21 protein-coding genes and 1 other RNA gene are annotated in these 24758 nt (G+C 61.6%); 15 read left to right on the top strand and 7 right to left on the bottom strand.

Translation table 11 applies throughout. The features are described 5' to 3' along the window. Positions 1 to 5: 5 nt before the first annotated feature. From MU846_RS10180 to MU846_RS10170, 3 genes are all read right to left on the bottom strand, one after another. Entirely contained in the window at positions 6 to 626 is a 621-nt protein-coding gene (locus MU846_RS10180; RefSeq protein WP_246952335.1) for an NYN domain-containing protein, read from the bottom strand. Between the two features lie 175 nt (positions 627 to 801). After that, a complete protein-coding gene (locus tag MU846_RS10175; protein WP_246952332.1) occupies positions 802 to 4368 on the bottom strand; it encodes a DUF8742 domain-containing protein in 3567 nt (1188 codons plus the stop codon). A gap of 10 nt (positions 4369 to 4378) precedes the next feature. Further along, on the bottom strand, positions 4379 to 5302 hold the full coding sequence (locus tag MU846_RS10170) for a WYL domain-containing protein (RefSeq protein WP_246952331.1): 924 nt from the start codon (positions 5300 to 5302) through the stop codon (positions 4379 to 4381). Between the two features lie 152 nt (positions 5303 to 5454). Here MU846_RS10170 and MU846_RS10165 point away from each other — a divergent pair, with 152 nt between their 5' ends. Beyond that, the gene (locus MU846_RS10165; protein WP_246952329.1) at positions 5455 to 5823 is read left to right on the top strand and encodes a metal-dependent hydrolase; all 369 of its coding nucleotides are present in this window, start codon (positions 5455 to 5457) and stop codon (positions 5821 to 5823) included. A gap of 281 nt (positions 5824 to 6104) precedes the next feature. Here the strand turns inward: MU846_RS10165 and ssrA are convergent. Beyond that, positions 6105 to 6459: a transfer-messenger RNA gene (gene ssrA / locus MU846_RS10160) on the bottom strand. Positions 6460 to 6800: 341 nt separating this feature from the next. Here ssrA and MU846_RS10155 point away from each other — a divergent pair. Further along, positions 6801 to 7070 carry a hypothetical protein gene (locus MU846_RS10155; protein WP_246952327.1) on the top strand — a complete coding sequence of 90 codons (270 nt, stop codon included), beginning with the start codon at positions 6801 to 6803 and terminating at the stop codon, positions 7068 to 7070. 382 nt (positions 7071 to 7452) lie between these two features. On the opposite strand, the gene smpB is transcribed toward MU846_RS10155, so the two are convergent. After that, complete coding sequence (gene smpB / locus MU846_RS10150; RefSeq protein WP_246952325.1) at positions 7453 to 7926, bottom strand: SsrA-binding protein SmpB; 474 nt, start codon at positions 7924 to 7926, stop codon at positions 7453 to 7455. 86 nt (positions 7927 to 8012) lie between these two features. Here smpB and MU846_RS10145 point away from each other — a divergent pair, with 86 nt between their 5' ends. Then, positions 8013 to 9494, top strand: a complete 1482-nt coding sequence (locus MU846_RS10145) for a sodium-dependent transporter (protein ID WP_246952323.1) — start codon at positions 8013 to 8015, stop codon at positions 9492 to 9494. Beyond that, entirely contained in the window at positions 9491 to 9802 is a 312-nt protein-coding gene (locus MU846_RS10140; RefSeq protein WP_246952321.1) for an RnfH family protein, read from the top strand. Before MU846_RS10145 ends, MU846_RS10140 begins: the two co-directional genes overlap by 4 nt. Here MU846_RS10140 and MU846_RS10135 read toward each other — a convergent pair. Further along, positions 9794 to 10300: an outer membrane protein assembly factor BamE gene (locus MU846_RS10135; RefSeq protein ID WP_246952319.1), complete on the bottom strand. Its 507-nt coding sequence runs from the start codon at positions 10298 to 10300 to the stop codon at positions 9794 to 9796. The two genes, MU846_RS10140 and MU846_RS10135, sit on opposite strands and share 9 nt — an antisense overlap. Positions 10301 to 10381: 81 nt before the next feature. Here MU846_RS10135 and fur point away from each other — a divergent pair, with 81 nt between their 5' ends. Beyond that, positions 10382 to 10792 (top strand): ferric iron uptake transcriptional regulator, encoded by a 411-nt coding sequence (fur, locus tag MU846_RS10130; protein ID WP_246952317.1) that lies wholly within the window; start codon positions 10382 to 10384, stop codon positions 10790 to 10792. Between the two features lie 468 nt (positions 10793 to 11260). Here fur and recN read toward each other — a convergent pair whose 3' ends face one another. Beyond that, positions 11261 to 12925 carry a DNA repair protein RecN gene (gene recN, locus MU846_RS10125; RefSeq protein ID WP_246952311.1) on the bottom strand — a complete coding sequence of 555 codons (1665 nt, stop codon included), beginning with the start codon at positions 12923 to 12925 and terminating at the stop codon, positions 11261 to 11263. Positions 12926 to 13140: 215 nt separating this feature from the next. Between recN and hrcA the strand changes: the two genes are divergently transcribed. From hrcA to mnhG, 10 genes are all read left to right on the top strand, one after another. Then, positions 13141 to 14190, top strand: a complete 1050-nt coding sequence (gene hrcA, locus MU846_RS10120) for a heat-inducible transcriptional repressor HrcA (RefSeq protein WP_306799352.1) — start codon at positions 13141 to 13143, stop codon at positions 14188 to 14190. 105 nt (positions 14191 to 14295) lie between these two features. After that, positions 14296 to 14919 carry a nucleotide exchange factor GrpE gene (grpE, locus tag MU846_RS10115; protein ID WP_246952308.1) on the top strand — a complete coding sequence of 208 codons (624 nt, stop codon included), beginning with the start codon at positions 14296 to 14298 and terminating at the stop codon, positions 14917 to 14919. A 107-nt stretch (positions 14920 to 15026) separates the two neighbouring features. Beyond that, positions 15027 to 16949, top strand: a complete 1923-nt coding sequence (gene dnaK, locus MU846_RS10110) for a molecular chaperone DnaK (protein ID WP_246952306.1) — start codon at positions 15027 to 15029, stop codon at positions 16947 to 16949. 206 nt (positions 16950 to 17155) lie between these two features. After that, positions 17156 to 18283, top strand: a complete 1128-nt coding sequence (gene dnaJ / locus MU846_RS10105) for a molecular chaperone DnaJ (RefSeq protein ID WP_246952304.1) — start codon at positions 17156 to 17158, stop codon at positions 18281 to 18283. 431 nt (positions 18284 to 18714) lie between these two features. After that, entirely contained in the window at positions 18715 to 21627 is a 2913-nt protein-coding gene (locus MU846_RS10100; RefSeq protein WP_246952302.1) for a monovalent cation/H+ antiporter subunit A, read from the top strand. Beyond that, the gene (locus MU846_RS10095) at positions 21618 to 21965 is read left to right on the top strand and encodes a Na+/H+ antiporter subunit C (protein WP_246952300.1); all 348 of its coding nucleotides are present in this window, start codon (positions 21618 to 21620) and stop codon (positions 21963 to 21965) included. Before MU846_RS10100 ends, MU846_RS10095 begins: the two co-directional genes overlap by 10 nt. Beyond that, on the top strand, positions 21962 to 23578 hold the full coding sequence (locus MU846_RS10090) for a monovalent cation/H+ antiporter subunit D (protein WP_246952298.1): 1617 nt from the start codon (positions 21962 to 21964) through the stop codon (positions 23576 to 23578). The genes MU846_RS10095 and MU846_RS10090 overlap by 4 nt, the downstream gene beginning before the upstream one ends. After that, entirely contained in the window at positions 23578 to 24069 is a 492-nt protein-coding gene (locus MU846_RS10085) for a Na+/H+ antiporter subunit E (protein WP_246952296.1), read from the top strand. Before MU846_RS10090 ends, MU846_RS10085 begins: the two co-directional genes overlap by 1 nt. Beyond that, complete coding sequence (locus MU846_RS10080; RefSeq protein ID WP_246952294.1) at positions 24066 to 24347, top strand: K+/H+ antiporter subunit F; 282 nt, start codon at positions 24066 to 24068, stop codon at positions 24345 to 24347. Before MU846_RS10085 ends, MU846_RS10080 begins: the two co-directional genes overlap by 4 nt. Next, entirely contained in the window at positions 24344 to 24730 is a 387-nt protein-coding gene (mnhG, locus tag MU846_RS10075; RefSeq protein WP_246952292.1) for a monovalent cation/H(+) antiporter subunit G, read from the top strand. Before MU846_RS10080 ends, mnhG begins: the two co-directional genes overlap by 4 nt. Positions 24731 to 24758: the final 28 nt, after the last annotated feature.

The raw sequence follows: 24758 nt of genomic DNA, 5'->3' as shown, positions 1-24758 counted from the left end.
CCTGTTTATTTCCAAGTCGCGGGGCGTTGCAACACAATGCCCGCACTGGTCGTGATGGTGTCGGGTAGCTGGCTCTGCCGGATTTTGGTCTGGCTCAGGGTGAACGCGGCTGTAGCCGCGTTGGCCAGCTGTACCGAGTTCCGCCCTGGCGGCTGGGCGACGATAATCCGTTTTTGCGGAAACCGCTTGCGTACGAACTGCACGGGAGTGGTCAGGTCACTATCAGCCGAGATGATCAGCGCGGTGTCAAAATGATCGTCAAAAGCGTCAGCCAGCAACTGTACGGCGATATTGACGTCCGTCATCTTCTCTTCGTAATCCGGCCACTGGGCGCCGCAGCTGCGGCACTGGCGCATTTTTTTCAAGTAATGACCGTGGTGAATATGCAGGTTAGGCCGGGTGGCCAGGGCGTCCAGATAGTCGTCCTGGCGCTGCTTGTCCGCATGGTTTTTGCCGGCCATGCGCAGACGCGCCGTGAAGTAATGCGTGGCCAGCAGGGTCTGCTCTGGCTTGAGCAGCGACGTTGACAGAGCAGCCAGGTCCAGCCAGTAATAGCGCTTCCAGCCTTTGCCCTTGAGGCCAAAGTACAGGTTGAAGCCGTCGATATAGCTGATCACCCGGCTCACCAGCGACCTCCTGCCCGTTCAACTTCTGGTTGACAACCGGAGGTTGTGAACCTATAGTTCGGGTCATTAACCCCGCCGGTGAGAGTATCACCGGCCCGACGCCTCCCAAAGCCACTGGGGGGCGTTTCTCTTTCTGGGCCTTGAAAATCCGATGCCTGATAAAACCCATTTGGAATCATAAGATTGCCTCTGGCTTCTCGGCTTTGGCCAGCAGGTCGTCGAGGTGGTAGTTGATGCTGGCCACGCCAAAGTCCGGTTCGGAGGTAAATGGGTTTCTGACATAGTAGGGGCCTTCGTAAGCATCTTCGTCCACCAGGACGATGGCCAGGATGAACTTCTCCGCCTGGTTCAGCGCGTAGATGATCTCGTTACGGCTGACGGTAATGGTGCTCTGGCCCTTTGCGCGGCCCTTGACCTCGATATGGCGGTCAGGCGGTATGGAGCCATCAGGGTTCGCCGGCGGTCTTGCCGTGACGTCCCAGCCGCATTTTTCGGCGGAGACGTCCTTCACCTCATGGCCAAAGTCGCGTTCGATCTCCATCACCGCTTGCATGGCGACGTTTTCTATACGGGAGCGCGCTTCGGCATCGGCGCAGAAGGTGGTTTCGCCCTTGCGCTGGGCGAGCAGGCCCTGGGGAATCACCAAGGCACCGCCGATCACTACCGGCGTACTGGAGACCACGTTTTTCATGGCTTCCAGTTCGCGCTTGCGCTGTGCCAAACGCTCGGTGAGTTCGTCCACCCGGCGACGGGCCATTTCCGGCTGCATGCGGGGCTGTTTGCCGGCGGCGACGTCGTCGCTGAGCTTGATGTAGCGGTCGGACCAGTAGTTGATTTCCTTCACCAAGCGCTCATTGACCGCCGCCAGCACCTTGTCGGCCTGACGCTCGCGCCGGGTTTTGACCTCTTGGTAGTGTTCCGGTACCAGGTGCTGCGAGGCGTGGTTCAGCGCCAGACCTTCCAGATTGGCGTTGATCCAGGGGGCGTCGAGGATGTCCTGAACCAGCTTCCGGTCGTAGTCGTCAATGGGTTGCAGATCCAGGTGAGGCGCCCAACCGGCGTGGTAGGCATTGCCCTGACTGTCGATCTCAACGAATTGCAGGCGGCGCGAGGCGATGTGCGGTTTGTCGCTCTCTTTTTCAGAAATGCCTTCGCGGACGCTGTGGTCCACCATAAACAGGATCTTCGGTTCCAGCCCGTCGTCATTCGGGTCCACCAGTACGGCGCCTTGCTTGAGTTTGCCGCGGTGGGCCGAAAGGATCAGATCGGTAGTGGCGTGCATCAGTGGATGGCCGGGATGGATGAGGTCGGCCATGGGTTTGCCATGCACCCGGACCAACTGCTTTTCAAAGCAGATGCGTTCGTACTTCTTCAGCACCGGGGTGCGCCCCTGGCCTGGTAAAGAGCCGCCAATGACCCTGTCCCGCTCGCGAATGGCGGCGGGCACGTGGCGCACTTCATAGCGACCGGCTTCGCGGGGGCGCATTTCGCCATTGAGGTTCTGGAAGGCCTCGGTGAAAAAGGCGCGGATGAAGTAGGGCTGCAGTTTGCGCGCCTCGGCCTTCTCCATCTCCTCCTTGACCGCGTAGAGGTCCTCCAGGCTCATGTGCTGCTCGACCAGGGCATTGCGACGCAGGATCTCCCGCAGGTGCTCGGTGTCCAGCGCACCCTCGATCACCTGGTTAAGTTTGTCTTTGACTTCTGGGGACTCGCCATAGCGGATAGCCTCGATCAACAAATCCTTGAGAGACTTGTTCTCAAAGGCCTCGCCCAGGATGTCGAACACCTTGCCGCCCAGGGCCTGCTTTTCCACTTCCAGTTTGTCGAAGAGTTTCTGGAAGACTTCGCCCTCCCGGGTTTCCCTGGCCACCAGGTTCCACAAATGGCAGACCTCGGTCTGGCCGATACGGTGGATACGGCCAAAGCGCTGTTCCAGCCGGTTGGGGTTCCAGGGCAGGTCGTAGTTGACCATCAGGTTGGCGTTTTGCAGGTTGACGCCTTCGCCGGCGGCATCCGTGGCGACCAGCACCAGTACATCCGGATTGTTGCGGAACTCTTCCTGGGCCTTGCGGCGGTCGTCGCGGCTGGTGCCACCATGGATGGTGATGACCGCCTCCGGCTTGCCCAGCATGCCGCCGATGCGCCCCACCAGGTAGTTGAGGGTGTCCTTGTGCTCGGTGAAGATGATCAGTTTGCGCCGAGTGCCGCCGTTGGTATACATCTCCGGGCGGTCTTGCAGCAGGTGGGAGAGTTCCTCCCACTTCTTGTCGTTGCCGGACTGGACTACGCCCAGGGCCTGCTGCTCCAGGTCCTTCAGGATCAGGATTTCCGCCTCCAGTTCGGGAATGGTCTCGGCGGCGGTGGCCTGGTCGACCACCTGGTCGGCGTAGAGTTCGTACTCCTCGGCACTCAGTTCTTCGTCGAGCTCGTCGATGTTGTCGGGCAGGTCGATCTTCTTTTTGACGGCGTATTCGCCCAGAGTTTCGGCGATGCCGTTTTGGACGCTGTGTCCACGGGCCACCAGTTTCATCTCTTCCAGGCGTGATTCGAGTCGTTTGCGGCGACGCTTGAGTGACTGATAGATGGCTTCTGGGCTGGAGGCCAGGCGACGCTGCAGCTGGGTGAGGGCGAAACCGACGGTGCCTCGGCGTTTGCCGTCAAGGTTGTCGGCCCGGTTCATCTCGTTGCGGACATAATCGGTGACGGCCGCATAGAGCGCCGCTTCGGCATCGGAGAGCTCGTAGTTGGCGGTGTAGGCTAAGCGCTCAGGGAACAGGCGAGTGCCATCGAACTTGAGCAGCTCTTCCTTGATCATGCGGCGCATCATGTCGGAGACGTCCACCTTGTGGGCGCCCTCCCGGAACTTGCCGTAGAAGCGATCGCCGTCCAGCAGGGAGAGCCAGATCTGGAAGTCTTCCTCCTTGCCGTTGTGGGGCGTGGCCGTCATCAGGAGGAAGTGGCGGGTGATGGAGCCGAGCAACTCCCCGAGTTGGAAGCGCTTGGTTTTATTGACCTTGTTACCGAAGTAGTTGGCGGAGAGCTTGTGGGCCTCATCGACGATGATCAGGTCCCACTCGGTGTTCTTAAGCTTCTCCTGGTACTCCTCGTTGCGCGACAGTTGATCGAGCCGGCAGATCAGCTGGTTTTGCTCATCGAAGTAGTTGCCGGAGGCGCACTGTTCCTGTTTCTCTCGGCTGAAGATCTCGAATTGGACGCCGAATTTCTCCAGCAGTTCGTCCTGCCATTGCTCGGTAAGCCCTCCGGGCGAAACGATGAGGATGCGCTTGGCATCGGCGCGCATCAGCAGCTCGCGGATCAGCAGGCCGGCCATGATGGTCTTGCCGGCACCCGGGTCGTCCGCCAGCACAAAGCGCAGCGGCTGCCGGGGCAGCATGGATTCGTAGACGGCGGAGATTTGGTGCGGCAGCGGCTCCACATTGGAGGTGTGGACCGCCATCATGGGATCGAAAAGGGCGGCCTGAGAAATCCGGTAGGCTTCCAATCCCAGTTTGAACTCTGCACCGGGCGCATCGAAGGCCCAGGGGCGGCCTGCCTGTGCCAGCTCAAGGCGAGATTCGTCCGAGCGGAAGAGCATTTGCTCGGCCAAGCGGCCCTGGCTGTCCTTGTAGTAGACGGTGAGCGCGCTGTCGCCAACGGGCTCCACCTGGACGATGCGTACCACCTCATCGCCTTGTATGCCGCGGACTTGAGCGTCTTTTTTGATGTCTTCGAGCTTTAGCATATGGCCCCCCCTAATCAGCCTCCATGCCCTGGGATGCCTGCGCATCCTGAGTGCCCTCGGCATAGCCCGGTGCAATGACCAGATTTTTAACGCCATAGAGCGTTTGGCGGTTTTTTAGCCACAAATGGTACTCGGCCCCCGTCAGCGCGTGATTCTCCGAGCAGTCGACGTTCCAGCGCCGCAAGACATAGCCCGCCACGGCCGCACGCACGTTTACCTTCAGCATGCCGTTCTGCATGCCGTATTCGTATTCAATGGTTTCCGGGTATTGCAGGCGCGGGTGCGGCACCAGGTGCATCTCAACGATGCGGTTCCACTGAATGTCCGCTTCTTTGGTCTCGTTGGCCGGTATAGCGGATTCGTTCACCAGTTTGGGCTTGGCGATGCGGTTGATGACAAAGTCAGTGAAGCGTTCGCGCTTGCGGTCATAGGCGCGCACATGCCAGCGCAAGCCGTTATCCACCAGGGCAAAGGGCACGATTTCGCGGGTGGTCAGCCCGCTGGACAGGGAGCGGTATTGGATCTGCAGTGCTTGCTTCTGATAGATGGCCTGGCTCACTTTGGCCAGAGTGTCGAGCTGAGGGGGGTTGAGCTGGGTAGGCGTCTCGGCACTGATCAGCGGCCGGTGCGTGCCCACATAGTCGTCGCCGAGTCCGTAGCACAGTGCGGCGAGTGCCTGGCTTTGCGAATAGTCGAATATCGGCTTGAAGTGATCGGACTGGATGTAGGTCTTGGCCTTGGTGTCGTATTCCAGGTTCTTGGGCGCCAGCTCCTTATAGAGGGATAGGTCCCGGGTAGCCGCCGCGGCCTTGATGCCGAAGCGGGTGACCAGGTCAGCACGGTTTACGGCGCCCAGAAATCGCAGCTTGAAGTCGATGTGGAACAATCGCTCTTGCTGCGCCTGGCTGATGTCATCTAGTAGGGCTGCCCCCATCTGCTCACCTGTCAAACCCGTGGCCTTATGTTGTGCTTAAAATTAGCACGATCATAGTGCTGATGCCGCATGGGTGTCAATACTGGTTGTTGACATCATCAAAATGATGATGATTAAATCGGCAAGGTATCAGCAACCAACGAGGCATCACCATGGCAAATGGAGCGACACATCAACTGGCGGGCGCCGTGGCTGGCATTGCGGCCTGCGCGACCGACAACCCTGACCGGGCGACCGGCGTCCATCACCCTCTGGCGGCCGGTGCAATCGGAGCGGCGCTAGGCAAACTCCCGGACCTGATTGAACCGGCGGTCCATCCCCATCACCGACAATTCTTTCACAGCGTGGTGGTGGCGGCCGGCCTGGTGGCGGGGATGCGCAAGCTGTACCAGTGGGCGCCGGACGATGATTTTGAAAAACTCGTGCGTGCTTTCCTTCTGGTGGGCGGTGCCGCCTACCTGAGTCACCTGGCCCTGGATGCCCTGACCAGCCGCTCGCTGCCTCTGGTTGGGAAGATTTGAAGCGTGCTGTTTCCTTCGCCCAACCGGTTTCCCAATCAAACCTTTCGCCAAGTCCGTCGATAAGTCATTGATTGTAAAGGATGCGGCATTCTCCGGTCACGGACTTCGCCCATTTCGGCCGGTGAGAGTGGCAGAGAATATCTGGCCGGAGAGAGCGGATTCCGGCGCGAGGCGAGCTGGGTGCTCATTCTGGGAAGTCCGAGAGAGTCCGCCGGAACCCGCGCGGGTACGCAGCCCCAGAAATGAAAAACCCCAACCGAGAAGGGTTGGGGTTTGGGTATTGGTGGAGCCGGCGGGAATCGAACCCGCGTCCGTCAGCCATCCACCTGCAGATCTACATGTTTAGCCCGCTCTATTGATTTAAGCGCTTACGGCCCGAGGGGCAGGATGTCAGCGCCGATTCCCTGAGGATTTAGCAAATCAGCCCGGGACGAGCCTCATTGCGAGCCTGTGTAGCTTAGCCGGTCGCGCTTCCCCACAGGCTGGGTCGCTTGACCGTAGGCGGGGTATTAGGCCGCCAGTGCGTAAGAATCGTCGTTTGCGATTACTTAAGTGTCACGATGGATTTACGAGAACCGTAACCTTCTCGACATGCACCACAGGATTCAGCACCAACGTCGAAACCTTGTCGGCCCCTGATCTCGCGTAGTGTACAGGAAATTGGGTCTGCGCGTGGATTTTCAAGTGCGAGCCACGTCGCAGCGGGTGCGAGCAGGACGTTGCCATTGGGAAATGTAAACTTCGCTGTTTCCTGTCTGACAATCCGGCAAGGAGGCCATTATGTGGTTGACAGATGCAGGATGATACCTTTCGTAACACGAGCTGAAGCGCAGGAAGCAGTTGCCGTCAGGGCCGGGGCCACAAGCCACGGGTTGGGTCAGCAAGAGTCTGTTTCCGCTGTGTACCACACGAGGCTTGCGGCGGCCCCGTTTCCGGGGAGCCGATCAGAGCGTAATCCTCAATGAGGAGGAAGAGAGATGAAAGCAAACATAGTTGCAGTATCGAATCGTCTGGATAGCCGCCGGGGCCTGGCTCTGGTGTATCGCGCGCTGGTTCTGCTGGTGGCAGTAGGTGCCTATTTTGGTGGCCTGCTGATGGTGGATGCTTTGTTCGATGCTCGCCTGCCAGTGGTGATGTTTGCGGTATTTTTCCTGCCAGCGTTGTTGCGGGCCTGGCTGATGGTTTATTGGCTGGTTCGCAAGGACCCACGCGCCGGGGTGGGTGCCGCTAACGAAAAAGTGATCTGACTTGATGGCTGGGCAGCAGCCCGCCGGGTGTGATGCCTGGCGCGGCGGTGTCGGCGGATGCGGAGCAGGTTTGGCCTGGCTCCGCATTTTTTTTGCGGCGCGCCGGAGCGGCGCGGCGCTGGTGATGCCTGAGCCGTTTGCAGGCGCTATTAATGACGCATGGGGCTTGGGTTGAGCCTGGATTGAGCGGCTTGTTCCGGCGAGCAAGTGCAGCAGGGGCAATATGTAGCAAGCGCAGCTTTGCCAATCGGCGCGGGGCGCTTCGATTGATCCCGCGCCGCTGCAGCTCCAAGCCCTGATGGCCATCTTGTTCGGCATCTGGCGGTGTCGGCGCCCGATAAGGCTTTGCTTCGCCCCGCTCGGTGGCACGGCGGGCAGCGTATCAGTTGCGCCGCATCAGCCTCTGTTTCTGCCGGTTCCAGTCGCGCTCTTTTTCGGTGGCGCGTTTGTCGAACTTCTGCTTGCCGCGGGCCAGTGCGATCTCCAGCTTGGCGCGGCCGTGGCTCCAGTAGAGGCTCAGCGGCACGCAGGTGAAGCCTTCTTTCTGAACGCCGCCGAAGATGCGGCCCAGCTCGCGCCGGTTCAGCAGCAGCTTGCGCAGCCGCAACGGGTCGGGTGTCACGTGGGTGCTGGCGCTACCCAGAGGCTCGATGCGGCAGCCGAACAGCCACGCCTCGCCGTTCTTCAGCATGATGTACGCTTCAGACAGGTTGCAGCGGCCCTCGCGCAGTGCTTTGACTTCCCAGCCTTCAAGGACGAGGCCGGCCTCGAAACGCTCGTCGAGGTGGTAGTCATGCCGTGCTCTGCGGTTGATGGCGATGTCTTTGGTGCCGGTTCTGGATTTCGCTTTGCTCATAGGGCGGCGATTATAGGGCAAGCTCGCGGCTTGAGCACGCTGGTTAAACTGGCGAGAATGGCCGCTTCCTGAACGGGGACAGCTTTATGTCAAAGGACAACACGCCGATTCACGGCATCTGGACTAGTCGGTGGGTATTTATCCTCGCAGCGGCAGGCTCGGCGATCGGTCTGGGAAATATCTGGAAGTTTCCGTACATGACGGGCGCCAACGGTGGTGGTGCCTTCGTGATGGTATATCTGGTGTGTATCGCCTGCGTCGGCATGCCCATCATGATTGCCGAGGTCATGCTCGGGCGGCGTGGCGGCATGAGCCCGGTCAACTCCATGCGCAAGTTGGCGCGGGAGAACGGCGTGAGCAGCCGCTGGACGGGGGTTGGTGCGCTGGGTGCCCTGTCAGGTTTTCTCTTGCTGTCGTTCTATACCGTGATCGGCGGCTGGACGTTGTTTTACGTCTGGGAGATGGCCTCTGGCGCATTGCACCAAGCCAGTGCCAGCGAAGTGCAGGGGGTGTTCGACGGTATTATGGCCAATCCCTGGCTGGTGCTAGCTGGCCATACCACGTTCATGGTGATGACGATGGTGGTTATCGGGCGTGGGGTGGTGCGGGGTATCGAGGCCTCGGTGCGTATCCTGATGCCGCTCTTGTTCCTGCTTTTGCTCGTCCTGTTTGGCTATGCCCTGACCAGTGATGGTTTTGGAGCGGCGCTACGCTACCTTTTTGCGGTGGATGTTTCGCGGCTGACGGGTATGTCTGTGCTGGCGGCGGTGGGGCACGCGTTCTTCACGTTAAGCATCGGGTTGGGGGCGATCATGGCCTATGGCGCCTATATGCCGCGTAATACGGTGGACGGCAAGGGCGTGCGCAAGCCGGTGTCGATTGGCAGCACCGTGTTAACGGTGGGCGTGCTGGATACTGTTGTCGCCTTGATGGCGGGAATGGTGATATTCCCTGTGGTGTTTGCCAATGGTCTGGCGCCGAGCGAAGGCCCGGGGCTGCTGTTTGTCACCCTGCCGCTGGCGTTTGCAGAGGTGCCGCTGGGCGCGCTGTTCGGGTCGCTGTTCTTTATTCTGGTGGTCTGTGCAGCCTGGACCTCTTCGATCTCCATTGCCGAGCCGCCGGTGGCCTGGCTGGTGGAGAAGGGCTTCAGTCGGCCTCAGGCTGCGGTATTGGTGGGCTTGCTGGCCTGGACACTGGGTATCGGCTCGGCGCTGTCGTTCAATGTGCTGTCGGATTACACCTTGTTCGGCAAGACGTTCTTCGGCCTGGTGGATTTCGTCACGATCAACATCATGTTGCCGGTGGGCGGCTTGCTGATTGCCATTTTTGCCGGTTGGGTGATGAAAGAAACCCATGTGCGCAAAGAGCTGGCGATGAAGCGCTTCGGTGTGTATCTGGTGTGGCGGGCAGTGTTGCGCGTGGTGGTGCCGCTGGCGCTGGGGACGGTGTTCGTGTTCTCGCTCTGGCAGGGCCTGAAGCCGGCGGCTGCGCCGGAGTCGCCCACAGTGCCGGTCGAGGTGCCGGCTGCTGATCAGGGCGCCGAGAGTGTGCCGCCGGGTAAGCTGTGAGCCTGATCCACATCGAAGTGGCCTATGCGTTGCCGGCGCACCAGTGGCTATTGAAGCTGGCGGTGCCAGCCGGCACCACGGTGCTGGAGGCGGCAACGCAGGCGGTGGCTTCGGGGCAGTTGGGTGAGCTGGATCTGGCGGCGCACCAGCTGGGCATTTTCGGGCAGTTGCTCAAGGCGCCACAGGAACGGGTGCTGGAGGAGGGCGAGCGGGTGGAGATTTATCGCCCGCTGCTCGCTGACCCCAAGGAGATTCGCAAGGCGCGGGCGAAGCAGGCGCGCAAGCGGCTACGTCAAACGTCAGATTGACGGCACGCCCGGTTCGTTTGCTTCGCCGGGCGCCGGGGGCTGCGGCACGTCGCCGCCCTGGCGGGCACGTTCCTGCTCGCGCAGGCGCTCTTGCAGCTCCCGATCCTGCTGGCTGGTCACGCGGCGGCGGAAATCCTTGATCACTTCGCCTTCGTGATGGCTGTAAAGGCCATTATCAAAATGCACCACAATGCGCTGTTCCACCTTCTTCCCGCGGCCGGGCTGATACACCATGGGGTAGAACCACATGTCCGGTGTGAAAGGGTCGATCAGGGTCGGCTGTCCCAGCACATAACGCACCTGTTCCGGGGTCATGTTCGGCTGTAGCTGGCCGAGCATATCTTCGGTAACGAAGTTGCCCTGGGGGATGTCGATGCGGTAGACGCCGGGGAAGCGCAGGCCGCTGCATCCGGCGCTCAGAAGCGTCAGGACAAGCAGGCTTGCGGTCAGGATTTGTGGGCTGGACAAGGGCAGCGGCATGGTTTTTTGATTTCGCATAGGTTCCGGCGATAATACAGACTTGGTTTTGGGACACAAGGTTCCCGCCTCTCGTTCCTGCTTGCAGGTACAAATGGAGATATGACGTTGGATAATCTGGATCTACGCAAGGCCGGCCTGAAGGTCACGCTGCCACGGGTGAAGATTCTTCAGCAGCTCGAAACCGCCGTCGAGCGGCATATGAGCGCTGAGGATATTTACAAGGCCCTGATGGAATCCGGTGAGGACGTTGGCTTGGCAACGGTTTATCGGGTGCTGACTCAGTTCGAGCAGGCTGGCATCGTGATGCGGCACAATTTCGAGGGTGGCTCGGCCGTGTTCGAACTGGCTGATGAGGGCCACCACGATCATATGGTGTGTCTGGATACCGGCACGGTGCTGGAATTCCTCGACCCGGAAATCGAGCGCCGCCAGAAGATCATCGCTGAAGAGCATGGCTATGATCTGGTGGAGCACTCGCTGGTGCTGTATGTGCGGCCGAAGAAGCAATGAACTCAGTCGAAGGCTCCTCAACGGAGTCTTTTTTTTGGGGCACGCCCCGAGTTTGAGATAGGGCACGCCAGCCGCTGCGTCGGGGCCGGGCGTGCCCGCTCTTGCAGCCGGATTGATATCCCGCGCTTCACCATGCTCCCCGCCACCGGCCCAGGCCCCATGGCCACCGTGATGGCAAACTTGGCGGCCAGACGGCCAATGAGCGGCCAATGAAAGACACATCTCGCCGCGCTCCGCCACTACTCCGGGCCTGATTCAGGGTCTTCTATCACCGGGATTTTCTGTGGTCCGGGGTTTCTATAGTCGCCTACTATAGTCGCGGCTTCCCATGATCGGGGGTTTCTACAGCCGGTTGTAGCTGGGGCTTCTTAAAAGTCAGGCTCTACTCCGGGCTGCCGTTCAAACAACAGCACACCCATTGCGAATGACACTCCCGGCCCTGCGGCCGGGATGGTGGCAGCGGCGTGGTTACGCCTGCGCTTTCTCCAGCATCTCCCGAGCATGCGCCAGCGTGGAGTCGGTCATTTCCAGGCCGCCGAGCATCCGCGCCAGCTCGTTGGTGCGGTCGGTGGTGTCCAGAATCTGGATGCGGGTGCGGGTGGTGGTTTTGCTCTGCTTTTTGAGCACATGCCAGTGCACCCGCCCCTGGGCGGCAACCTGAGGCTGGTGGGTGATGCACAGCACCTGGGCGTGCTCGCCCAACTCGCGCAGCAGCCGGCCGACAATCTCCGCCACCGCGCCGCCGACGCCCACATCCACTTCGTCGAACACCAGCGTGGGCACGGTCAGCACGCGGGCGCAGATAACCTGAATGGCGAGGCTGACACGGGAAAGCTCGCCACCAGAGGCCACTTTTGCCAGCGGCCGCAACGGCTGGCCGGGGTTGGCGGTGAACAGGAATTCGATGGTTTCCAGGCCATCCGGGCCAGGGGTGCAGGGTGTCAGCGAGACTTCCAGCCGTGCCCCGCGCATGCCCAGCGCCGCCAGGTGCTGGATCACGCCGTTGCCCAGCTCGCCAGCCTTGCTGCGGCGGCGCTCGCCCAGTGCGCGGGCGGCGGTGTCGTAGGCGTCATGGGCGGTTTTTTCGGCTGCTTCGAGCGCGGCGAGATGTTCGTCGTAGTGGGCCAGCGTGTGCGCTTCTTCGCGCAGCTGCTGGTGCCGCTGGTACAGCTCTTCCGGGCGCACGCGATGTTTGCGGGCCAGTGAATAGGCCTGGCTGAGGCGCTCTTCCACCTGTACCAGCCGCTCAGGGTCGATCTCCAGGCGATCAAGGTAATGGCGCAGGTCGTCGGCGGCGGCTTCGACTTGCAGCCGCGCGGATTCTACTGCGCTGAACACGCTCCCCAGCGCCGGATCATCATGGCTGGCGTCGCCGAGCCAGTTCAGCGCCTGGCCAAGTTGGTCATTGATGGTGCCTTCCTCCTGCTCGAACAGCAGGCTCAGGCTTTGCTGGCACAGGCGGATCAAGGTGTCGGCATGGCCGAGGCGTTTTTGCTCAGCTTCCAGGGCGGCCAGTTCGTCTTCGCCCAGCGCCAGCGCGTCGAGTTCTTCCATCTGGAAGCGCAGCAGTTCTTCTCGCTCGTGCTGCTCGCGGGCCTGGGCCAGGCTCTCGTCGAGCGTGCGGCGTGCGGCTTGCCAGGTTCGCCAGTGCTCACGCACAGCAGCGGCAAGCTCGCCGGCGGCCGCATAGCTGTCGAGCAGGCTACGGTGCACGTCGCGGCGCAGCAGCGCCTGATGCTCGTGCTGGCTGTGAATGCTGATCAGCATCTCGCCCAGCTCGCGCACGGCCTGCACCGGCATGGGGCTGCCGTTGATCCAGGCGCGGGAACGGCCGTCGGCGCGCACGGTGCGGCGCAACATGCAGTCGTCGCCATCGTCCAGCTCGCGCTCGGCCAGCCAGGCGCGGGCGGCGGGCAACTGGCGCAGATCGAACATCGCCTGCACCTCGGCGCGTTCGGCATCGGCGCGCACCACAGCGCTGTCGGCACGCTCGCCCAGTGCCAGCCCCAGGGCATCGATAATGATCGATTTGCCGGCCCCGGTTTCCCCCGTCACGACCGTCAGGCCGCTGCCGGGTTCCAGTTCCAGGCTGTCGACCGTGGCAAAATTCTGCACGCTGAGATGGGTGAGCATGGGCGCCTCTTGCATGGGCTGTATGGCTGAAGAGCCGGGCCAGTAAACCGGCATGGCATGCACTTTAGCAGGGTACTGCCACTGTCCGTAAGGTCAGTTGACCGAATAATAAGGAAATCGCAGCCGCTTGATAAGCCCCGGTGCCGTTGTGGAGAAGCGCCAGCTTGGCTATAACAGAGTTTGTAAATATGGCGGTACCCCCCAATATATAAGCTATGCCTCGTTACCAATTGAATGAACGCAAGCAGCGTCTGTTGATGGCTCTCGTGGAACGTCATATCCGCGATGGGCAGCCCGTGGGTTCGAAAACGCTGGCGGCGTCCGGCTCGTTACCGGTCAGCCCGGCGACGATCCGCAATGTGATGGCGGAGCTTGAGGATATCGGGGTGCTGTATAGCCCGCATACCTCCGCCGGCCGGGTGCCGACTGATCTGGGCTATCGCATGTATGTGGATGCGTTGCTGCGTTCGGCGCCCATGAACCAGCCCCATGCTGGTGTGTTGCGGCAGGAGCTGGAGCAGCTGCTGGATGTGGATCAATCCCCGCAGGAGCTGGTGATGCGCGCCTCGCGGGCGCTGGCGGAGCTGACGCGGATGGCGGGCGTGGTGGTGGTGCCGCGCCGTGAGGTTGTCACGCTGCGCCAGGTGGAATTCTTGCCGCTGGCGGATCGGCGTGTGCTGGTGGTGCTGGTGGTGAATCGTGCCGAAGTGCAGAACCGCGTCATTCATACGGAGCGGGAATATTCCGAGGGCGAGCTGAAGCAGGCGGCCAATTATATCAACCGCACCTATGCAGGCTGCGATCTGGACGATATCTGCGACGGGCTGCTCTCCACCATGCGCACCGACAAGGATCAGATGGATGCGCTGATGCAGACCACCATGGATGTGGCCGCCAAGGCGCTGCAACAGGACGGCGATGCAGGCGATTATGTGGTGTCCGGCGAAGCCAATCTGCTGGGCATGGCGCAGGCCGATAACCTCGATCGGATGCGAGATCTGTTCGATGCCTTCAATCACAAGCGCGATATCCTGCATCTGCTGGAGCGGTGCGTGCACGCCGAAGGGGTGCAGATTTTCATTGGCAGCGAGGCCGGTTATCAGGTGTTCGACGAGTGCTCGCTGGTCTCTGCGCCGTATCAGGCCAATAGTGGTACGGTCGGCGTGCTGGCCGTGGTCGGCCCTACCCGGATGGACTACGAAAAGGTCATTCCCACGGTCGATATAACCGCCCGCATCCTCTCTGCCACGCTCGGAAAGCTCTGAAACCGGGCGCTCCGGCCTTGAATACGGCACCTTGATTCCCATATCTTTGCCACCTTTCCAAATGGCGGGCCGCCTCGTGCCCGCCTGATGACCTCGGAGCAAGACATGAGTGAGCAGGACAAATCACGCGACATTCCGGGCAACGAGCCGACAGAGGATCTGAATCAGAGCGCGCAGGCCGCGATGGACGAGGCGGCGGATGTGGCAGCAGAGGCGGCTGCCGAAGGCGGTGACGAGGGCGCTGACAAAGGCCCCGGTGCCGAGGAACAGCTGGCGCAGCTGAGCGAGGAATTGGCACAGACGCGCAAGGCGCTGGCGGAGGCCGATTTGCGCGCCCAGGCCGAAATCCAGAACATGCGCCGCCGCATGGAGCGCGAGGTTGCCAATGCCCACAAGTTTGCCGTCGAGAAGTTTGCCGGCGAGATCATCAGTGTGGCGGATTCGCTGGAGCGTGGCCTGGCCGCGCTGAATGCGGAAGACGAGGCTCAGGCGCCGGCGCGCGAGGGGCTGGAGCTGACACTCAAGCTGCTGCTGGATGTGTTCGGCCGCTTCAATATCGAGCAGATCAATCCGCCGGGGCAGCCGTTCAATCCTGATCTGCATGAAGCCATGGCGATGGTGCCGAGCCCCGATGCGGAGCCCAACAGCGTCATTGAAGTGCTGGAAAAAGGTTACGCGCTCAACGGCCGGCTGCTGCGCCCGGCGCGCGTTGTCGTGGCAAAAGCCTGACGCGCCTCTTGAAACGCAGTGGATGACCACAATATAGCCAATCAAACAGTTCAGTCGTGGCAGGCTGCCTGAGGGGGTCGCCACGATGTGCAAGGAGAAAGAGAGTTATGGCCAAGATAATCGGTATTGACCTGGGTACCACGAACTCCTGTGTCGCCATCATGGAGGGCGACAAGGCCAAGGTGATCGAGAATAGCGAAGGCGGCCGTACTACGCCGTCGGTGATCGCCTATACAGACGAAGAGACGCTGGTCGGCCAGTCTGCCAAGCGGCAGGCGGTGACCAACCCGACCAACACCGTGTTCGCGGTAAAGCGCCTGATCGGCCGTCGTTTCAAGGACGACGTGGTGCAAAAAGACATCAAGATGGTGCCTTACAAGATTGCCGAGGCGGACAACGGCGACGCCTGGGTTGAAATCAAGGGCGAGAAGCTGGCGCCCCCGCAGATCTCTGCGCAAGTGCTGATGAAGATGAAAAAGACCGCTGAGGATTATCTTGGCGAGTCGGTGAGCGAGGCGGTGATTACCGTTCCGGCGTACTTCAACGATGCCCAGCGTCAGGCCACCAAAGATGCCGGCCGTATTGCCGGGCTGGATGTGAAGCGGATCATCAACGAGCCGACCGCTGCCGCGCTGGCCTATGGCATGGACAAGAAAGGCGGCGAGCGCACCATTGCCGTGTATGACCTGGGCGGCGGTACCTTCGACGTCTCTATCATCGAGATCGCAGAAGTGGATGGCGAGCATCAGTTCGAAGTGCTGGCCACCAACGGCGACACCTTCCTCGGTGGTGAAGATTTTGACCTGGCACTGATCAATTTCCTGGCAGCCGAATTCAAGAAGGATTCCGGCATTGATCTGGGCGGCGATCCGCTGGCCATGCAGCGCCTGAAAGAGGCAGCCGAAAAAGCCAAGATCGAGCTGTCCTCCGGTGAGCACACCGAAGTGAACCTGCCGTATATCACCGCAGACGCCACCGGGCCGAAGCACCTGGTGGTCAAGGTAACCCGAGCCAAGCTCGAATCGCTGGTGGAAGAGCTGGTCAGCCGTTCGCTGGAGCCGTGCCGCATCGCACTGAAAGATGCCGGCCTGCAGGCGTCGGGCGTCACCGATGTGATTCTGGTGGGTGGCCAGACGCGGATGCCGCTGGTGCAGCGCAAAGTGGCCGAGTTCTTCGGCAAAGAGCCGCGCAAGGACGTCAACCCGGATGAAGCCGTCGCTATCGGTGCCGCGATTCAGGGTGCAGTGTTGTCGGGTGATGTGACAGACGTGCTGCTGCTGGACGTGACCCCGCTGACGCTGGGTATCGAAACCATGGGCGGCGTGATGACTCCGATCATCGAGAAGAACACCACGATTCCGACCAAGGCATCGCAGGTCTTCTCCACCGCAGATGACAATCAATCGGCGGTAACGGTGCACGTGCTCCAGGGTGAGCGCAAGCAGGCGGCGCAGAACAAGTCGCTGGGCCAGTTCAACCTGGAAGGCATCCCGCCGGCGGCGCGCGGTGTGCCGCAGATCGAAGTGACCTTCGATATCGACGCCAACGGTATTCTGCACGTGAGCGCGAAAGACAAGGCCACCGGCAAGGAGCAATCGATTCAGGTGAAAGCCTCTTCCGGGCTCTCGGATGAAGAGATCGAACAGATGGTGCGCGATGCCGAAGCACACGCGGACGAAGACAAGAAATTCGAAGAGCTGGTGCAGGCGCGCAACCAGGGCGATCACCTGATTCACGCCACACGCAAGACGCTGGAAGAAGCCGGCGACAAGGCCACCGATGACGAGAAAGCAGCCATCAACACTGCCATCTCCGAGCTGGAAGCCGTATTGCAGGGCAATGACAAGGAAGCCATCGAAGCGAAAACGAAAGCGCTTACCGAAGCATCCGGCACTCTGGCGCAGCGTTTGTATACCGAGGCGGCCCAGCAGCAGGGGGGCGCCGAGGGCGGGCAAGCCGCTGGCGATCAGGACAGCGATGTCGTGGACGCCGAATACGAAGAAGTGAACGACGACACCGACAAGAAATAAGCGGTGCCGAAAACAGCGCAGCGGACGCGTGGCGCCGGGCATTGCCCGGCGTCAAGCCGTCTGGGCGGTGCTCGCCGGGGAGCGCAGATGCCGGCAATCATGGCGTGATATCCGGTGGCTGTCGGTAGTCGTTTGGCGAAGTGGCGCGAACAGCGCAGACAACGAACGCAGACAACGCAGACAACGAAAGCAACGAAGGCTCAACCATGTCAAAGCGGGATTACTACGAAGTGCTGGGCGTCGAACGCAATGCCGACGCACAGGACATCAAGAAAGCCTACCGGCGGTTGGCCATGAAATATCATCCGGATCGCAACCCGGGCGATGAGGTGGCAGAGGAAAACTTCAAGGAAGCCAAAGAAGCCTATGAAGTGCTTTCCGACACCGAGAAGCGTGCCGCGTACGATCAGTTCGGCCACGCCGGCGTCAACAATCAGGGTGGCTTTGGCGGTGGCGGTGCAGCAGGCGCCGGCTTCTCGGATATCTTTGGCGATATTTTTGGCGATATTTTCGGTGGCGGTGCAGGTGGCCGGCGCCGGGGGCCAGCCCGTGGCGCAGACCTGCGCTACACGCTGGAGCTCACGCTTGAACAAGCGGTGCGTGGCACCGAAGAAAAGATTCGCGTGCCCACCTGGGCCGCGTGCGATACCTGTCACGGCAGCGGCGCGAAGAATGGCGAAAAGCCGGTCACGTGTACCACCTGTGGTGGCATGGGCCAGGTGCGCATGCAGCAGGGTTTTTTCACCGTGCAGCAGCCGTGCCCGGCGTGCGGCGGCAACGGCCAGGTGATTCGCAACCCCTGTGGCAGTTGCCATGGCCAGGGGCGCGTGCAATCCACCAAGACGTTGTCGGTGAAGATTCCGGCGGGTGTCGATACCGGTGATCGCATTCGTCTGGCAGGGGAAGGCGAGGCCGGTGCCAATGGCGCGCCGGCGGGCGATCTGTATGTGCAAGTGAGCGTGCGCGAGCACGATATCTTCCAGCGTGACGGCACCGATCTGTATTGCGAAGTGCCGTTGGCATTTGTCGATGCCACCCTTGGCGGCGAGCTGGAAGTGCCGACCCTCAGCGGCAAGGTGAAATTGAAAGTGCCGCCCGAGACACAGACCGGCAAGCTGTTCCGGTTGCGCGGCAAGGGCGTGACCTCGGTGCGTGGTGGCCCGCCTGGCGATCTGCTGTGCCGGGTGGTGATCGAAACGCCGGTCAGCCTGACCAGCGAGCAGAAGGATCTGCTGCGCCAGTTCCAGGCATCGCTGGAGAAGGGCGGCAAGCGCCACAACCCGCGCAACACAAGCTGGTTCGAAGGCGTGAAACGGTTCTTCGACGGGCTGTGAGCCGGCCAGCAAGAGCCATGCTCAACGACGGCGCCAGAGGGCGCCGTCGTGCTTTTACCGGGCTAGCTCCGGCTGTTAAAGATTAAATATGTATTAAAAAATTCCCCTTTGTGCGATAGCGTTATATGCGATAAAGTGCGCAGGCATCGTTTCCCGCAGGCCGTCATGATATGAATCAATCACCGGCTTGCGGATGACGGGTTCGCCCGCTATTTCTTTTGTCGCGCGTCGCGCGCGCCCATATGCCTTGGCGGCATGGGGCTTCGGGGCTACCCGCTGAAAGGGTCACGCAGACCCACCATCCGACATGTGAACAGACAACCGTAGGCTCCCTCGCCTGGAACAGGGGGTGCTGGTGCCGAGGGTGTGGAAATCCCGTTGTCTGGTAGTTGCGCCAAACGGTGTGCTGCCGAAAAGCAGAGAGAGGCCGAATGTCGCTGGTTCTGATCGTACTTTTGCCCTTCATTGGTAGCTGTCTGGCGGCGCTGTTGCCGGCCAACGCCCGTAACTGGGAAGCCTGGCTCGCCGGGTTGATAGCGCTCGCCTGCGTAGCGTTGTCGTTGTCACATCTCGGCGTTATCTCCGAAGGCGAGGTGGTGCGTTATCAGCTGGCCTGGGCGCCGGAGTACGGCCTCGATCTCTCCTTCAGAATGGATGCCTTTGCCTGGCTGTTCTCGCTGCTGGTGTCCGGCATCGGTGTGCTGGTGGTGCTTTATGCCCGCTATTACATGTCGCCGGAAGATCCGGTGCCGCGCTTCTTTTCGTTTCTGCTCGCGTTCATGGGCGCCATGCTCGGTGTGGTGCTCTCCGGCAATCTGATTCAGCTGGTGCTGTTCTGGGAACTGACCAGCCTCACCTCGTTCATGCTGATCGGTTACTGGCATCACCGTGCCGATGCTCGCCGTGGTGCCCGCATGGCGTTTACCGTCACCGCCACTGGCGGCCTGGCGCTGTTTGCCGGCATGGTGATTCTCGGCCAGGTGGTGGGCAGCTACGAGCTGGATGATGTGCTGGCGGCGGGTGATCTGGTGCGAGCCCACAGCAGCTATCACTGGATTCTCGGCCTGGTGGCGCTGGGCGCGCTGACCAAAAGTGCGCAGTTCCCGTTCCACTTCTGGCTGCCCCGTGCGATGGCGGCACCGACGCCGGTTTCGGCTTACCTGCACTCGGCGACGATGGTGAAGGCTGGCGTATTTCTACTGGTGCGTTTCTGGCCGGTGCTGGCGGGCACCGAAGCCTGGTCGCTCATTATCGGCGGAGCCGGGCTGGCAACCCTGGTGATCGGTTCGTTTCTTGCCATCTTCCAGCACGACCTCAAGGGGCTGCTGGCGTACTCCACCATCAGCCACCTTGGCTTGATTACGCTGCTACTGGGCATCGGCACACCGCTTGCCGCCGGCGCGGCCATCTTCCACATTCTCAACCATGCCACCTTCAAGGCGTCATTGTTCATGGCGGCGGGCATCATCGATCACGAAACCGGCACCCGGGATCTGCGCCTGCTCGGCGGCCTGTGGCGATCCATGCCGATCACCGCTTCGCTGGCAATGGTGGCGGCCGGTGCCATGGCGGGCGTGCCGCTGCTGAACGGTTTTCTTTCCAAGGAAATGTTTTTCGCCGAAACAGTGCAAGTCAGCGGCGGGCTGAACTGGGGCCTGCCGCTGTTGGCAACGCTGGCGGCTTTGTTCACGGTGATTTATTCGCTGCGTTTCATCCACCAGCTGTTTTTCGGCACGCTGTCGCCGGAGCTGCCGCGCACGCCGCACGAGCCGCCGCACTGGATGCGCCTGCCGATCGAGTTGCTGGTGCTAGTGTGCCTGGTGGTGGGGGTGCTGCCCGCACTCACGGTTGGCGCACCGTTGCATCTGGCGGTGGTGTCGGTGCTGGGCGATGCCACGCCGGATTACAGTTTGTCCGTGTGGCACGGGTTTAACCTGCCATTGATAATGAGCCTGATCGCGCTCGGGGGCGGCGTGCTGGTATACGGGTTACTGGAACGTTTTCGCCCCATCAATACGCTCGAAAAAGTGCCGTTGCTGCATCGGTTTGATGGCCAGCGCGGCTTCGAGCGAGTGCTGATGGGGCTGACCGCACTGGCCGGGCGCATCAATCGCCGGCTGACCAGCCGCCGGTTGCAGGTACAGCTCATGTGGCTGGTGCTGGCGGCACTGGTGGCCGGGTTGCTGCCCTCCTTGCGGGGCGTGGCCAATTTTCGCGAGCTGCCGATCGCGATTGATCCGGCCTTTGCCATGTTGTGGCTGATCGGCGGTGTGTGTGCCGTAGCGGCTGCCTATCAGGCGAAATACCATCGCCTTGCGGCACTCGCGCTGCTCGGTGGCGCCGGGCTGGTAACGTGCGTGACCTTCGCCTGGTTCTCCGCGCCCGATCTGGCGCTGACGCAACTGGCGGTGGAAGTGGTGACCACGGTGCTGATTCTGCTCGGGCTGCGCTGGCTGCCGCGGCGGCTGGAGCCGCAGGAGCTGGGCATCCGCGCCTCCCTGCGGGATCGTGTGCGCCGCTTCAGAGATTTTCTGATCGCGCTCGCCACGGGTGGCGGCATGGCGCTGTTGGCCTATCTGGTGCTGACGCGGGAAACCGGCGACAGCATTGCCGAATTCTTCCTGCAACGGGCACTGCCCGAGGGCGGCGGCACCAACGTGGTGAATGTGATTCTGGTGGATTTCCGTGGCTTCGATACGCTGGGGGAAATCGCCGTGCTGGGGATTGTTGCGCTCACGGTATATGCCTTGCTGCGCCGCTTTCGTCCGGCACCGGAAAGCATTCTTCTCCCACAACAAAAAGACGACCCGGATACTTATACACCGGCCGAGGATGCCTTGCGCGGCGACACGATGGTGCCGGGCCTGTTCATGCGTGCGCTGATGCCGGTGTTGATGGTGATGGCGATTTATCTGTTCATGCGCGGCCACAACCTGCCGGGTGGCGGCTTTGTCGCCGGGCTGGTGATGTCGGTGGCGATCATCCTGCAATACATGGTCGGCGGCACCGTCTGGGTGGAAGAAAACCTGCCCATCCGGCCGCACATATGGATCGGCAGCGGCCTGCTGCTGGCGCTGTTCACCGGCCTGGGCGCCTGGGTGTTCGGGTTCCCGTTCCTGACCAGCCACTCGCCACATCCGGTGCTGCCGCTGCTGGGTGAGGTGCCGCTGCCCAGTGCTTTCCTGTTCGATCTGGGCGTGTTCCTGCTGGTGGTCGGCGCTACTGTGTTGATGCTGATTGCGCTGGGGCACCAGTCGGTGCGCAGCCATCGCACCTGGCTCACATTGAAGGCCAGTGAAGGCGCCGCCGACAACAACCGAAAAGGAGCCCTGCCATGGAACTGATTCTGGCCCTGGCTATTGGCGTGCTGGCGGGCGCCGGCATCTGGTTGCTGCTGCGGCCACGCACCTTTCAGGTAATCATGGGGCTGTCACTGCTGTCCTATGCGGTCAACCTGTTCATTTTTTCCATGGGGCGATTGAACCAGAACATGGCGCCGGTGATTGTTGATGGCGTGTTGCTGGAAGTGGCCGAATATGCCGACCCGCTGCCACAGGCACTGGTGCTCACCGCCATCGTGATCAGCTTTGCCATGACCGCGCTGTTTCTGGTGGTGCTGCTTGCGGCCCGTGGCCTGACCGGCACTGATCACGTGGATGGCGAGGAGGGCAGCGACGGATGAGTGGCTGGCTCCAGCATCTGATAATCATGCCGATCTTGCTGCCCCTGCTGATCGGGGCGGCGCTGGCGCCGGTGGATGAACAGCGCCGTGGGCTGAAGCTCGGCATCGGCCTGGTCGGTACGGTAGGGCTTTTGGTGATCGCGATTGGCCTGTTGTGGCAGGCCGATCAGGTGAGCGGCGCGGCACCCAGTGCCACTTACCTGCTGAGCAATTGGCCGCTGCCGTTCGGCATCGCCCTGGCGGCGGATCGGCTGGCAGCGCTGATGCTGCTGCTGACTGCCGTGTTGGCCTGCGCAACGCTGCTGTTTGCCGCGGCACGCTGGGATCGCGTCGGGGTGCATTTCCATGCGCTGTTCCAGTTTTTGCTGATGGGCGTGAACGGCGCCTTCCTGACCAACGACCTGTTCAATCTGTTTGTGTTTTTCGAGGTGATGCTGGCGGCGTCCTACGGCTTGCTGCTGCACGGCTCCGGCAAGCAGCGGGTGCGTGCCGGCTTGCATTATGTGGCGGTGAACCTGGCGGCATCGTCGGTGTTTCTGGTGGGGGTGGCGCTGATTTATGCCGCCTCCGGTTCGTTGTCGATGGCTGATATCGCGCTGCGTATCCCGGCCATGTCGCCGGCGGACACACATTTGCTGGAGACGGGCGCGGCTATTCTCGCTGTAGCCTTTCTGGTGAAAAGCGCCATCTGGCCGCTGAACTTCTGGCTGCCGGCCAGCTACGGCGCGGCCACGCCACCCGTGGCGGCGATGTTCGCGATCATGACCAAAGTGGGCATCTATGTGATCCTGCGGCTGTGGCTGCTGCTGTTCTCCGACGAGGCGGGCGCCTCGGCCGGGTTCGGCACACACTGGTTGCTGTACGGCGGGCTGGTGACGCTGGGCATCGCCAGCCTGGGGATGCTGGCGGCACAGGATTTCCGCAAGCTCGCCGGCCATAGCGTGATTGCGTCCTGTGGCACGTTGCTGGCCGGCATGGCCATCGGCGGCACCGGTGCCACCGCAGCGATGCTGTATTACTTGCTCGGTTCCACGCTGGCACTGGCGGCATTTTATCTGCTCACCGATCTGCTGGATCGCATCCGCGATTTCGGTGCCGATCTGCTGGCCGTCACTGTCGAAGCGTTCGAGGCCGAAGGCATGGTACTGCCGGAGCCGGAAGAGATCGGCGTCATCATTCCTGCTGCGCTGGCGTTTCTTGGGCTGAGCTTTGTCGCCTGTACGCTGATGTTGACGGGTATGCCGCCGCTGGCCGGTTTCGTGGGCAAGTTCGCGCTGATGGCGGCGGCGCTGGAGCAGGGTGCGCTGGCAGAGGTGCCCTGGAGCACCTGGGTACTGGTGGCGTTGCTGATCTTGTCCGGGCTGGCGGGCGTGGTGGCATTGATGCGCCTGGGCATCCGTCTTTTCTGGGTGCCGGAGCAGCACCGCACGCCGCGCCTGCGGGTGATCGAGGCGGCACCGATTGCCGGCTTGCTGTTGTGCTGCATCCTGCTGACAGTGTATGCCGGGCCGGTGCTGGATTATTTACAGCGCACCGCCGAGGCGCTGCTGCACGGCCCGGCCTTTGCCGAGGGCATATTATCCTCCGAGCCGGTCTTGAGGGAGGGCCACTGATGAAACGCTGGTTGCCCTTCCCGATCATCTCGGCGCTGCTGCTGATCATGTGGCTGCTGTTGAACGAAACGCTGGCGCTGGGCCATTGGCTGCTGGGTGGCTTGCTGGCCTGGGGCGTGCCCTATGCGACGCGGCGGATGCAGCCGCTGCGTGCAAAGAAAGTGCGCCGGCCCTTGATGGCGGCGCGGCTGGTCGGTGTAGTGCTGGTGGATATCTGCAAATCCTGTTATCAGGTCAGCAAGGTGATTCTGGGCGGCGCGCACCGGCGCCGCAATTCCGGTTTCATGATGGTGCCGCTGGATATCAAGGCGCCACACGGGCTGGCGGTACTGGCATGCATCATTACGTCGACGCCGGGCACGGCCTGGGTCGAGCTGAGCGCGGACCGCCGTTGGCTGATGATCCACGTGCTGGATATTCACGATGAGCAGTGGTGGATAGATACCATCAAAGGCCGCTATGAAACTCCACTGAAGGCGATTTTCGAATGATGACGATATCCATCGCCCCGGTACTGACGTTTGCCTTGCTGAGCATTTGCCTGGGCATGTTGCTGGCGCTGCTGCGCCTGTTGCGCGGGCCGACCGCGCAGGATCGCGTGATCGCGCTGGACATGATCTATGTCAGCGCCATGCTGCTGATGCTGGTGCAGGGGATGCGCTACGGCAACACGCTGTATTTCGATATTGCACTGCTGATCGCGCTGCTGGGCTTTATCGGCTCGGTGGCGATGGCGAAGTTCCTGCTGCGCGGCGAGGTGATCGAATGAGCCCGATGGAGCAGGTGCCGTTGTGGCTGGCGATTCCGGTATCCGCCTTGTTGATCCTGGGCAGTTTCCTGTGCGTTACCGGCGCACTTGGCCTGTTGCGGCTGTCGAATTTTTTCCAGCGCGTGCACGGCCCCTCGCTGATCAATACGCTCGGCGCCGGCTGTATGCTGATCGCCTCCATGCTGTTTTTCAGCGTGATGCAATCGCGGCTGGTGATCCATGAGCTGCTGATCACACTGGCGGTGTTGTTGACGGCGCCGGTCACCACCATGATGCTGACCCGAGCAGCGCTGGCACGGGATCGCCGCTCTGGCCGGCCGGATGTGCCGCCCCGTGCCGGCGAGAAGGGCGGCGACGTACACACCGGTGATCGGATCGAGTAACCCCGGGCGGCTTTGCCCGCCTTGCCGT

Source organism: Alcanivorax quisquiliarum (assembly GCF_023051175.1).
Classification (GTDB): Bacteria; Pseudomonadota; Gammaproteobacteria; order Pseudomonadales; family Alcanivoracaceae; genus Isoalcanivorax; species Isoalcanivorax quisquiliarum.
Note: the sequence above shows the minus strand (reverse complement) of the source record. Positions and strands in the feature narration are given on the sequence as shown.